This window comes from Pyrobaculum neutrophilum V24Sta, assembly GCF_000019805.1.
GTDB classification, from domain to species: Archaea; Thermoproteota; Thermoprotei; order Thermoproteales; family Thermoproteaceae; genus Pyrobaculum; species Pyrobaculum neutrophilum.
This window is the reverse complement of the sequence record NC_010525.1, coordinates 40403-53109: the sequence shown is the minus strand read 5'-3', so window position 1 is coordinate 53109 and position 12707 is coordinate 40403. Positions and strand designations below refer to the sequence as shown.

General features: G+C 60.4%; 8 protein-coding genes. 2 read left to right on the top strand and 6 right to left on the bottom strand.

The genetic code is table 11. The features are described from left to right. Positions 1 to 37: 37 nt before the first annotated feature. Positions 38 to 1939, bottom strand: a complete 1902-nt coding sequence (locus TNEU_RS00305; RefSeq protein ID WP_012349442.1) for a hypothetical protein — start codon at positions 1937 to 1939, stop codon at positions 38 to 40. A 57-nt stretch (positions 1940 to 1996) separates the two neighbouring features. Here TNEU_RS00305 and TNEU_RS00300 point away from each other — a divergent pair, with 57 nt between their 5' ends. Further along, positions 1997 to 5587, top strand: coding sequence for a hypothetical protein (locus TNEU_RS00300; RefSeq protein ID WP_012349441.1), 3591 nt, complete (start codon positions 1997 to 1999; stop codon positions 5585 to 5587). 12 nt (positions 5588 to 5599) lie between these two features. Here the strand turns inward: TNEU_RS00300 and cysS are convergent, their stop codons facing one another. Then, positions 5600 to 7024 carry a cysteine--tRNA ligase gene (gene cysS / locus TNEU_RS00295; protein WP_012349440.1) on the bottom strand — a complete coding sequence of 475 codons (1425 nt, stop codon included), beginning with the start codon at positions 7022 to 7024 and terminating at the stop codon, positions 5600 to 5602. 48 nt (positions 7025 to 7072) lie between these two features. Here cysS and TNEU_RS00290 point away from each other — a divergent pair, with 48 nt between their 5' ends. Further along, the gene (locus TNEU_RS00290; RefSeq protein ID WP_012349439.1) at positions 7073 to 8977 is read left to right on the top strand and encodes a beta-CASP ribonuclease aCPSF1; all 1905 of its coding nucleotides are present in this window, start codon (positions 7073 to 7075) and stop codon (positions 8975 to 8977) included. A 256-nt stretch (positions 8978 to 9233) separates the two neighbouring features. Here TNEU_RS00290 and amrB read toward each other — a convergent pair whose 3' ends face one another. Genes amrB through TNEU_RS00270 form a run of 4 tightly spaced genes read right to left on the bottom strand, consistent with a single transcriptional unit; the run spans position 9234 to position 12687 of the window. Continuing rightward, positions 9234 to 10082, bottom strand: coding sequence for an AmmeMemoRadiSam system protein B (gene amrB, locus TNEU_RS00285; protein WP_012349438.1), 849 nt, complete (start codon positions 10080 to 10082; stop codon positions 9234 to 9236). A 29-nt stretch (positions 10083 to 10111) separates the two neighbouring features. Next, positions 10112 to 10732 carry a 30S ribosomal protein S2 gene (rpsB, locus tag TNEU_RS00280; RefSeq protein ID WP_012349437.1) on the bottom strand — a complete coding sequence of 207 codons (621 nt, stop codon included), beginning with the start codon at positions 10730 to 10732 and terminating at the stop codon, positions 10112 to 10114. A 48-nt stretch (positions 10733 to 10780) separates the two neighbouring features. Further along, entirely contained in the window at positions 10781 to 11233 is a 453-nt protein-coding gene (locus TNEU_RS00275) for an FHA domain-containing protein (protein WP_012349436.1), read from the bottom strand. A 2-nt stretch (positions 11234 to 11235) separates the two neighbouring features. Beyond that, complete coding sequence (locus TNEU_RS00270; protein WP_012349435.1) at positions 11236 to 12687, bottom strand: serine/threonine-protein kinase; 1452 nt, start codon at positions 12685 to 12687, stop codon at positions 11236 to 11238. Positions 12688 to 12707 lie beyond the last annotated feature (20 nt).

Below are 12707 nucleotides of genomic sequence, written 5' to 3'. Positions count from 1 at the left end.
CTTTTCAAAAAGGTGGAGTTTAAAAGTTTTTTTCTCCTTATGATATTACTGCGGTAATTCTTGCCGATAGGGCTCCGCTTATCTCGATCTGGCCCTGTCTAATGTACACAGCCATCTTGTTGCCCCACCCGTCTGTGACCTCCACGTAGTCTCCGTTCCACACAGCAGATTGAGCTCTGTCGCCGTCTTGTTTAGCGAAGAGCGAAACTAGCGCGGAGGCGTAGGCTGTGGCAGACGTCGGCGGGGTGGTCGGCTTCTGTCGGTATAGCACAGGTGGTATTAGGTATGTGGGCGCTGTGCATGTGACTTGGCTTCCGTCTACCAGTATCCTAGTTGGGGCTAGTGGGGATACCGTGAAGTCTATGTCTACTCTGCGCCCTGCTATGCTTATGCTGACGTGTCCCGAGTTTCCGGAGACGTATCCGCTGTAGTCTCCTGTGTAGACGCCGCTTGCTGTTTTCACCGTTATTGTCCCCTGTAGGTTTGTAGCCGTGGGGCTGTATGTCACAGTGCCGCTTACCCTCATGAGGTCGAACTGGATGGTTGCCACTCTGCAGTTTATCTGGACGGAGTATATGGGTCTAGCGTCTTCGAACCATATCTGGCTTACGTCTGACACGGAAACCGTGGGCGGCTTTAGGTCTAGCCGTATAGTGGTGGCGTATTTGGTGCCGTTTATGTATACGGCGAGCTCTCCCGTCCCCGGCGCTTGTAGCGTGGCTGTGGAGTTCGCCGATATGTAAGCCCCCGGCTTAAGGACGTACGTCCCGCCTCCAGGTCCCTGTATGTTCAAGGTGATGGGTCTGTAGGTGGCGTTTGTCGATATGATGTACCCCCAGGCTATGTCTACCGATTTGCTGGTCACCGAGAGGGCTAGGGTGTCGGTGGGCGCCGGCCAGCTCCTCATTAGGTCCGGCTTCCACACGACTATCTCTACTCTCACGGCCACGAGGGCCGCCTTTACGCGCCATTCTAACGTGCCGTTGAGGGCCCCCTCGGCGTGGAAGACCACGGCGTAGAGCCCGCCGCTGTTTATCCTGACGCTCTTGGTGATGTTGATGTAGCTCCGGGGCGCTATCGCGTAGGCTCTGCCGTCGATTTTGACCTCCGCCGTGGCGTTGCCTCTGTTGTAGAGCCAGAGCCACGCCGTGGCGTTTTCGCCGGGGAGCACCTCTAGGTACGTGGGGCCGCCCAGCTTGTATTCTACGTTGGGGGTTAGGTAGTTGACGGTCACCGCTATGGGTACGCCGCTGTAGTTGACGTAGTAGGTGCCGGCCGCCGTGATGTTTAACGTGGTTTTTATCCTGGCAGTCTGCCCAGGCTGTATAACAACGCCGTCGACCACCGCGCTGTAGTTGCCCACGTTTTTGATCACTATTTCTACTGTGGCGTTGGCGGGCATCTTTGTTACGTTTACCGCGATGGGCTCCGCCACGAGCTTGGGGGCGTAGTAGTAAACGGCCGTGGCGTAGGCGTACTCTGTGCCGTTGATCACCACGGCTATTTTCTGCCTACCAGCGGTCTTCGCCACTACGCTCTTCGTAACGTTTATCCTCTCGCCGGGCTTAAGCGTGTACACCACGCCGTCTACCTCCACCGCCCCCGTGCCGTTGCCCTCGTTGGCCAGGGTTATGGTGTAGTTAACCGCGAGAGGCAACTTGGTCGTGTTTACTACAGGCGGCGCGGAGAGCCTCCAGGTTATCTTGGGCAGGTAGACGGGCTGAGGCGCGGGGGGGCGCGGCGCCGTTGTCGTCGTAGCTGTGGGCTGCGCCGTCGCGGTTGGCGTCTGGGCGGTTGCCGTCGTTTGGGTTGGGGCGGTTGTGGGCTGTTGCGGCGTGGCCGTCGTAGTTATCCCCGCCTGAGGCGGCGGAGGTGGTTGCAACATGAGGTACACGGCGATCAACGCCGCCGCCACCGCCAGGGGAATGAGCCATCTCATGGGGCCGTGGTGCGGTAGCTAAATAAAGGTTTTTAATTACCCCCCGCCCAAACCTCCGTGAGGCTTGTATTAGCCTTGTTGGTCGCCGCGGCGCTTGTTCTCGCCGTGGAGACCCCCCATTTCTATGTGGTGGGCAACGACACATACTCCCAGAAGCTCGCCAATTACCTTGAGGAGGCCTACGGGTTCTACGTCGGGAAAGGCCTCTCTCCTGCTCCGCCGTGTTCTGGCGGAAAGTACTTCGTCAACATCACATCGGTGGCGTCCGGCGACACCCGGGTGGGCCTTTCGGGATCAACTGTGTGCGTCCAGAGGCTTGACTTCAGCCAAAGCCTTAGCGACGTGGAGCTTAGACATCTTGCCTACCACGAGGTGGCGCACGTATTCCAGGTTAGGTACATCAACCCAGACATGCTCTACGACCAGAGGTGGCCTGTGGAGGCCCTCCCCGAGGGCATGGCGGCCGTGGGAGCCCAGTACTTCTACTTCCCCTACAGATACTTCTCGGGCAAGCTCTACCAGGTAAATCCCTACTCCGCCTCCCACGACGACTGGTATAAATACAGCGCCGTCTTTGCCTGGTACCTCCAGAGCCTTGGGAACTGGACTCCCGTGGTGGTAAACGCAACGAGGGGCAACGCCGACCCTGCCCTCGTCTCCATGTATGTGAAATTCCTCCTAGCTCTGGCACAAGGCGTCTCCATAGGCGGCGTGCAACTGGCTCCCGATTTTCAGAAGTACCAGCTGGCCCCCGGCTACAACCCCCAGCCGCTCAGCCTAGACGGCCTCACCGCGGCCTACTACGAGATCTCGCCACCCTACCCCGGATATCTCACAATAGAGGCCGCCGGCGTTGTCTCCAACGTGCCTCTGGGCCAGCCCATCTGGGTCAACGGCACGTTGAGGGTGGCCTTCGTCAACCCCACGACGTCTCCCGTATACACCACCGTGAAGATGTACTTCGGAGGGCTGTACGCTAAGTTCACGGGGGGCGCCTACTACGACAACGGGACCCTCGCGCTGGATCTCTACGTTGCTGTGGACGGGAGTCCCGCAAACGGGGTGGTTTACATAAACGGGACCGGCGTGACGGCCAGGGGCGGGTTTGCCACCTATGTCACAAGGGGGGCCCTAAGGCCTTACGCCCTGGTTGTGTCTAACGGTAGCTACACCACCGTCGTTAGGGTAAATCTGACGGGCCTCCAGCTGGCGGCGGCGCCGGGCGTGTTGCTGGTGGGGCCTGGGGCCTGGGGCGCCGTCAACGTCACGGTCTACAACCCCAACCCCCTCGTCGTTGTGGGGACGCTGAAGGCGGCTGGGTGCCCCGGCTTCGGGGGCGGCGCCGTTTTGCAGATTCCGCCGGGCGGTAGCGCCTTGGCTAAGCTACCTTTCAACGTCTCCACGCCGGGCGACTGCCTCCTCTCTATCTCCTACGCCGGCTCGACGGCAACGCTCTCCGTAAAGGCGGCGCGGCCCACGTACAGGATCTACTACGACCTCGACAGGGGAGCCGGCGCTGTATACGCGACTTTGGGGGGATACGCGGCGTCTGCCAACTTCACCGGGCTCTCGACAACGCTTAGGGTGCCGGGGGCCGGCTACACGGCGGCCACGTTATCTATACGCCTGGCCGTGCCAGACTTCAAGATCGACGTAAAGCCCGTGGGAGCCGGCGGGGGACTGCTACAGTATTCCATAACCGTCGTTGGATCCGTCTCCGGGACGCCGAACGCCACATATCTCGCCACAGTCGCCGTGGACGGCCGCGACGCCGGCAAAATCCGTATAGATACAGGCCCAGCCGGCGTGGGTCAGTCCGCCCTCTCCGTGGCTTACGACGCCCCGATCGGTAAAAACGCCGTCGACGTTAGGGTAGGCCAGGCGAAGTACACCCTTGCGCTTCCAAAGCCGCAGGTTAGGCTTGAGGTGGTCAAGGCGAGAGTCAACGGCTCCGTCGTGGAGCTACTCCTCAAGCCTGTGACCAACTTCCCCGGCTTGAACATCACCGTGAGGGTAGATGGCGGCGTTGGCTGCGCCTCCGTCTGCATCCTCAAGGCTAGATACGACGAGGTGATAAACATCAGCTACACGGCCGTCGAGCGGGGCTCCATATCGGTTAGGCTCCCGCGCCCCAGCTTCCGCATAGACGTCTCCAGGGTGGTGGTAACGCCCTCAAGCGTAGACGTGTCCCTGTCTATAGAGGCGTCTATCTGCAACCCCTCCGTCGACGCGGACTACTTTGTCTATATAAACGGGACGGTCTTACATATTCCAGCCGGCGCCGGTCTCTGCGCGACGGGGAGGGCTACGGCCGGCGCGTCGCTTCCCTACAGGGAGGATCTCAGGTTGACGCTTTCTACGAACTTCGGCGATGTGGAAAAGGTCATCCACATCCCCAGGCCCACTGTGGCTGTCCGCTTGCTCAACTGGCGTGTGGACCGCGGTGGGGAGTCCGCCCTTCTCAACCTAACTATCTACGCCCCGCCCAACTACACCTACGTGGTCGGGGGGGATCAGGTGCGTGGGCGCCTCTCCAAGGTTGTAGAGGTCGCCGCCTCGGACGGGGCGGCCGTCTTTAGCTACGGATTTGGGGAGGTGCGCATCCTCCGCCCACCCCTCAGGTTGAGCGCCGGCGCCGAGGCGGCCGAGTTGGGCACGCCGGCTAGGGTTTTCGTTGCCGTTTCCACGCCGCCGAATCTAACCTTGAGAGTTCCCCTCTACGTCAACGGGACGCAGAGCGTTTTTGTCGACGTGGGGCCGGGGGCACATGCCCAATACGCCGTCAACGTGACCTCCCCGGAGAGGCCCGGCAGATACCTCGTGGTGCTTAAGGCGGGGCCGTACACTGTGTCTGTGCCGGTGCTGTGGTACAGGGTCTACAACCTATCCATCTCGGGGCCGGCCGCGCTACCTCTGGGCGCCGGGGCGCGGGTGGTGCTTGGGGGGTTTGTGGAGCCCCGCGTGGCGGTCTCCGCGGTGGTCGAGGCTTGGGGCTGCGAGCAGTTCAGGAGGACGGTGCCGCTGAACTACACCCTGGATCTCGTCTACAACAGAACCTGCGTCCTCCATCTGGTCTTCCGGACCAACTCCAGTCTTGTCTCCAGACGACTCTACTGGGGGCCTCTGGAGGTGAGACCCGAGGCTCTGATCCTCGGCACAGCCGGGGGGCTTCCCGTGTTCGCCGCCGGCTCTCTATCCGCCGCGCTGTACCTAAACGGCTCTAGAGTCAACGGTAGCGTAGTGGTGGTGGGCCGCTACGACGCGCTTGGCCTAGTGAACTTCACCATCTACGGCGAGTATATGGGAGTTAGGAACAAGACGGCCTTTGTGGGCTTCGCCGTGCCTCCCCAGAGCTACATCCGGGCCTCCGAAGCGGCCGGCAACATGTCGCAACGCGCCGCGGAGTACTTCCGCTTCCTTGTGGAGAAGGCGGTGGCGACTGGGGATTGGGCTCTTGTCGACGGCATCTCCCAGCTCTATACGGCGCCGCCGACTCCAATGACTCTCCTGGCGCGGGCGTTGGTGGAGGGCGATCTGTCGGCGGGCCGGACGCCGAATCTCGCTGTAGTTGAGACTCTCCGGCACATAGAGCCAGCCATATACGGTCTCCTGGGCCTCTCGATACTTGTGGCTAGGCGTTTTGCGTAGAGCTGGCGCAGTTCAAGCCCTTCTGTAGGTGTAGTAAGTCCTTGGGCCGAAGTCGTGTAGTTCTACGCCGAGCTCGGCCAGCCTCTGCCTGATGTAGTCCGCCAGCTGGTACTGCCGCTCTTGGCGTAGCCTTGCCCTGGTCTCCACCAGCGCTTTTACGGCCTCCTCCAGCTCCTTTGGGATCTGGCGCCTCTCCAACACGCCTAAGACGTCGGCCATCTCTACGTATTTGTTCAACACGGCCAGCGCCGTCTCGCGCGAGATCTTCTCGACCCTGTGCAGAACCGTGGAGATTATGTACCTAGCCATGCCGTATAGTTGCTGTACGGCCTCCGGCGTCGACATATCGTCGTCTAACGCGCCGTAGAAAGCCCCGGCGTATTTCAACGCCTCTTGGGCTATCGGCTCTTGGTCCTTCTCCCCGGCGTCTCGGAGGGCTTGGCTCAACTCGTCGTAGGCGGTGTAGAGGGTCTTCGCCATGTCCTCCGCCTGTTGCAACAGCTCGTAGGTGAACTCCATCGGCTTTCTGTAGTGGCTCATGGCGTATGCAAGCCTTAGGGCCTCGCCGCTGTGTTTAGAGAGGACCTCCCTCAGTGTTATTATGTTGCCGAGGGATTTAGACATCTTCTCGCCTCTAACTGTGAGGTAGCCCACGTGTATCCAATACCTCGCGAAGTTGTCTACGCCGAAGTAGGCCCTCGCTATCGCTATCTCGTTTTCGTGGTGTGGAAATATGAGGTCGGCGCCGCCGCCGTGGAAATCGAAGGGCGCCCCCAGGTGCTTCGTCGACATGACGACGCATTCGAGGTGCCACCCGGGCCTCCCGGGGCACCACGGCGAGTTCCACCATGGCTCGCCAGGGGTCCAGCTCTTCCAGAGGGCGAAGTCGAGGGGGTTTCTCTTGCCGGGCTCCGGCTCGACGCGGGCCCCCGCTATGAGCTCCTCTATCTTCTGCCTCGACAACACGCCGTAGTTGGGCACCTTCGCCACCTCGAAGTAGACGGAGCCGTCGGGGGCAACGTAGGCGTATCCCTTCTCCACGAGCGTAGATATCCACTTCACCATGTCTTCCACGTTTTCCGTCACCTTGGGGTACGCATACGCCGGCTTTATGTAGAGCCTTCTCGTCATTTCGAAGTACTCGGCTATGTAGCGCTCGGGCACCTCCCTCCACCTCTTGTACGCCTCGTGTCCGAACTCCTCCCTCGCCTTGTTTACGATCTTGTCGTCTATGTCTGTAAAGTTTATAACAAGCCTAACCTCGTAGCCCAGTCTCTCCAGGTACCTTCTGAATATGTCGAAGAAGACGTAGACCCTGCCGTGTCCCACGTGCATGTGGTCGTAGGGGGTTATGCCGCACACGTACCCCCTAGCCAGGCGGGGGACGTACGTTGTGAACTCCTCCACCTGTCTAGTGGCGGTGTTGTAGATCCGCACGCCACCCCCGAACCACATTGTTTATATACATGTGCATTTCTGGGGCGCGTGTCTTTTTCGGAAGTTGAGAGTAGGGTAAGGTCTATTCTATCTGGCGCCGAGGTTTCCAGAGTCAGCTACGAGGGCCCGAACCTCTGCATCTATGTGAAGAAGCCCTCGGAGGCTCTCCTAGACATGGTCGGCGAGGTGGCCAAGGCCCTCAAGAAGCGCGTGGTTTTGAGGACCGAGGCCTCCAGCAGACTGCCGGAGAAGAAGGCCTCCCAGATAATTAGGGAGGTGGTGGAGGACGTCGACGACGTCGTTTTCGAGGAAAGCGGCGACGTCTATATCTACCTCGCCAAGCCGATGCGGGAGAGGGAGATAAGAGCCGTAGCGCGGGAGGTCTTCGTGAGGACCGGCTGGAGGGCTGTGGTGGAGAGCGGGGTGCCCCGGGACAAGGTCAAGCTCCCTGCCCACGAGATCGTGGGGGTGCGCCAGATCTTCCACGGTGCCTACGCCCAGAGGAGGGAGCTTATGGAGCGCTTGGCCAGATATATACACCAGGAGCCGGTGGTCAAGGAGGGGGCGATAACTGTCACCTTTCTCGGAGCCGCGATGGAGGTGGGCCGCAGCGCGATACTGGTCAGCACCACCGAGAGCAACGTGTTGCTCGACTGCGGGCTGAAGCCCGGCCAATACGACGAGGATTTCCCCATGCTAGACGCCGTAGATATCGATAGGCTAGACGCGGTTGTGTTAACCCACGCCCATATGGACCACGTGGGCTGCCTCCCGTTTCTCTACAAGTACGGCTACAGGGGGCCTGTCTACATGACCGACCCCACCAAGTACCAAGCGTTTATACTCCTCATGGACTACATAGAGCTGAAGGAGAGGGAGGGGCTGGAGCCGGCTTTCTCCAAAGCCGACGTGGAGTCCGTCATATACCACACCATAACGCTGGACTACGAGGAGGTCACCGACATAGCGCCAGACGTCAAGCTGACCTTCTACGACGCGGGCCACGAGATCGGGTCTGCCATGGCGCATCTGCACATAGGCAACGGGAGGTACAACATCCTCTACACCGGGGATTTCAAATACGGCAAGACGAGGCTTCTGAACCGCGCCGTGTCTAAGTTCAAGAGGGTGGAGATGCTCATAATGGAGTCCACCTACGGCGGTAGAGACGACGTGCAACCGCCTAGGGTTGAGGCCGAGAACGCCTTGGCTAAACACGTGGCCGAGGCCGTGTCGAGAGGCGGCAAGGTGCTGATCCCCGCCTTCAGCACGGGGAGGGGCCAGGAGATCCTCTATATCCTCAACAAGATGATCGAGGGGGGTTTGATCCCCAGGGTGCCCGTCTACGTAGACGGGATGATTGTAGAGACGCTCAACGCCTACCTCATGTACCCCCACTACCTAAACCCCGAGGTCGCCGAGGAGGTCTACGGCGGGGTCAACCCCTTCACCACCTCGGGAAGCGTGGTCATTGTGGACCGCGCCAAACGGGTGGAGGATAGGATAAACCAGGTGGCCAAGATAGCCCAGAGCGAGGAGCCAGCCGTCATAATTGCGCCACACGGCATGTTAAACGGGGGGCCTGTGGTGGACTACTTCTCACAGCTGGCGCACGACCCGAGGAACAAGCTGGTGTTCGTCTCCTACCAAGCCGAGGGGACGCTCGGCAGGAGGATCCTAAACGGCGAGAGGGAGTTCGTGGTCAGGAGCTTGGTGGGGGGCGAGGCGAAGGTAGAGATGCGGATGGAGGCGGTCTCCATACCCGGCTTCTCAGGCCACAGCGATAGGAGGGAGCTCATGAAGTACGTGGAGCACCTCGAGCCCAAGCCTAGAAAGATCGTGTTGATACACGGCGAGCCCTCCAAGATAGTCAGCCTGGCCACCTCCATAGAGCTGAAGTACAAGATAACTACAGTGGTGCCTAAGGTAGGCGAGAGAATTAGAGCACTGTAGCCGCCAGCTCCCCCTTTGTAATGTCCCCCTCGGGTCGGGCCTGTCCGCCGATCGGCCCGAGGATCCAGCCCCGCGGACGGGCTTCTGCAACCGGCCGGCTCCCCCAGGGCCGGTTGGCTCACAGGAGAGAGCTTGAGTTTATGCAGGCCGCGGATCGAGAGGGCGGTGTAACCGCCGCGCTGGTCGCCCTCGGCGGGATTTGCCGAGCCCGCTCTTCGCAATGCGCCGTGGCTCTGTGGAGGGTCGGGGCTGAGGTTTACCGGTGAATGAGGATGCTAGCGTAGCCCACCGTCTCGTCTCTGTAGCCGCTTGTGTCTCCAGAGGTGGCGTGTTTTAGGAGCGTAGCGTTGTTGTACCCTAGTTCTTTCGCGGCCGTTATGAGCACGCCTATGGGTCCCAGGCCGCATATGGATATGTCGAACTTGGAGGCTACCTCGAAGAGGCCGGCCTCGTCAAGCTTCAGGATCTTTCCTATGGCCATTTCGTCTTTTTTGACCGTGACGTCGTGGGGCTCGTAGTGGTTGAAGTCGCTACTGGCTATCACGTATATCCTCCCCCCTCGTTTCTTCAACGCGGCGGCGATCGCCTTGCCCAGCTCCCGCGACGCCGAGGGGGTCTGCCTCCAGAGGGCGATTGGCACTATTTTCACGTCGCCGAAGAAGTACTGTATAAACGGTATCTGCACCTCTATCGAGTGCTCTCTAGAGAAGGCGTGGGGGTCCTCCTCCGCCGCCCCGCTTCTAGCTATCTCCTCGGCCAGCTCCGCGTCTATCTCCACCCTCCCGAGGGGCGTCTCCCAGGCGCCGGACTTCATTATGGCCACGGGCGCGCCGATGCCGTAGTGGTTCGGCCCCACTATGACGAAGGCGTCGGGCTTCCCGAAGCCCGACAGGGCGGCGTATATCCAGGCGGCGACTGGGCCCGAGTACATGTATCCCGCGTGTGGCGCAACGCCGCCGAGGGCCTCGGCGCCGAGCTTAGGCAACTGGGGCGCCTTCGGCCCCAGCTCGTGTTTTATAGACCACTCTATCTGCTGTATAAGCCTCTCCCGGTCGGCCTCGTAGAAATAGCCGGCGACGGCGGGCTTCCTAACGCCTCTAGCCATCGAGGTAGATCCGCCCCCGGCTTATATACTTACTGCACGAGCCTTGTCTCGAACTCCTCGGGGGGCACCGGGAGGTCTTGGTCCGGCTTAAGCTCGCCTCTCTCCCTCAGAATCTGCCTTGCGAGAATCCAGAAGATCAGGGCGAGGCTCTTCCTGCCCTTGTTGTTGCAGGGCACCATGAGGTCTATGTACTGATGCGGCGTGTCTGTATCCACCAGCGCCACCACGGGTATGCCCATCTTAGCCGCCTCTGTAACCGCCTGGGCGTCCAGCTTGGGGTCGACGACGAAGAGGAGGTCTACCTCCTGGTAGTGGGGGAGGTTGGGGTTGGTCAAGGTCCCTGGGATAAACCGCCCGGTCAACGCCCTGCAACCCACGAATTTGCAGAACATCTGCACCGGCTTGAAGCCGTAGGGCCTTGTTGTGTGCACCAACACCCTGTCGGGCGGATACCTAGCGATGAACTTAGCCGCTATCTTCAAGCGCTCGTCTATCTTCTTTATGTCGAAGATCCTCAGCCCGTCTGGCCTAACCGCGAAGATGAAGCCCCTCTCCTCGAGGTACCTGTTGGAGAGGCGTGTGCCCAACCTAACGCCGGCGCTTAGGTATTTCTCCAGGGGGACCAGATACTCATAGGCCTCCTCTGCCATACGACGACGCCATCTCTAGGGGTTTAAAAACATTGAGCCCGCGCCAGATCAAACGAGGGCTACCCTCAGTCTCGTGTTTCCTATCCTCACCACCGCTTGTTTCCCCACGCTCTCCACCTTTATTAGACGCTCGCCGCCGCCCTCCACTAGATACGTCCCGTTGCTACTGCCGAGGTCCTCTACAACTACGCCTCCGGCGGTGGCTATCAGCCTCATGTGTCTCCGAGAGACCGCGGGGTCGGGCACAACGATTTGGTTATCCACGGCCCGCCCCACGGTCACTATTACGCCGGGGCTGTTTACCCTGAACTCGAACCTCTTCCCCACCAGAGATTCGACCGGGCTCTCCAGCACCTCCACCGCCAGCACGGCCGTCGCAGTCTCCCTCGGGATCTGGGCCACCTTTTTCGTAGTCGCCTCGGGCTTGTAGGCGCCGCATATTTTACAGGTCAGATCCTCGTCTCTGTTCTCGGCGCCGCACACAGGACACTTCCAAGGCATTATCAGCCCCCGGAGAGGCGGTTTAAAAAGGTGTTTAACTCCGAGGCGCTTGGCCTTCTGGCGGGGTCTACGTCGAGCATCTTAAGCAGAAGCTCGTCGAGCCACGGCGGCACCTCTGGGTTGTAGGCGCTTGGGGGCGGCACTCTGTAGCCGTTTTCGACGAAGACGTTTGGGTTTATCCCGGTCAACGCCTCATACATGACGCAGCCGAGGGAGTACACGTCGGACGCCAGAGACGCCGCGCCTTTTTTAACCTCCGGGGCCGCATAGGCGGGGGACATGTAGCTACTCCGCACGTACTCCCCGCTTACCACCTTGGCGATTCCCATATCGCCTATCTTCGCCGTTTTTCTATCCCCCGTGAACATGATGTTCTCGGGCTTTATGTCGAGGTGGGCCACGCTGTGTTTATGTATGTCGTGGAGCCCCCGCGCCAGCTGTCTAAACAGCTCCACCGCCTCCGGGATAGATAGCCTCTTCCTAGCCCTCAGTAGATCTCTGAGGGTCCCCCCCTCCATATACTCAAGCAGGATATACGGCGGGTTCCTCATATATTGAGCCACATCTCTGTAGCCCACGGCGGGTAGATATACCTCGTAGGCCTTAACCACGTGGTCCGACTTTATCTCTAGGTACCTCTGCATCTCTTGCCCAAAGATGCGCAAGATGTTTTCATCTCCGGCGAGTGGGCTTCCGTAGTCGTCTACGTAGCGCAGTATCTTGGCGGCGTATAGGGCCCCCCTCTGTTTGACGGCCAAAACATAGCTAAACCCGCCTACCCCGAGGAGCCGGACCACCTTGTACCTACCGCCCAGCCACGCGTGGAGCCACCCAACGGGGGACTGAGGCGAGAGGTACGTCACCCTCTTGTGTGTGAATACGTAGGCGAGCACGAGGAGGGAGGCCGGGAGAGCCGGCAGGGGGTCGCCCGAGGTGAAGAGGAGGTAGAGGTTGGCCGCCGCGGCGGCGGCTACGTACAGCGGACGTGCGTCAGCCAGCGCTAGGACGGCGCCTGCGAGCGGCTGCACCGCCAGCGTGTAGGTGGAAGACAGCGCGGAGGCGGGGAGCAACAGCCAGAGGGCTTCCCCAACCCTCGGCGGCTTGAACGTGTAGGCCAGCAGGAGGAACGCGGACAGCCCGGTAAATACGCCGTCTGCTATATAGTAGACGTAGCTCAGCCGCTCGTCGAGGTAGTACTCGGTGAATATGTAGAGCTTTGCGACAACCGCAACTATAAACACGGCAGTTATCGGCTTCCTGAATCGGTCGAATATGGCCCTCGCCGCCACGGCCGCGACGACGAGCGAGTTCACGAACAACGCGGCGCCCTCTGGGAAGAGGAAAGCCAGGGAAGATGCCGCGGTTAGCCACAGGAGGGCGACACTGTGTCTGTAGAATCTCCAGCCGGCCACGGCGGCTAAGATGGCTGGTAGCGTCCACAGCAGGCTCAACACCGTTGAATCAAACGGGAGGG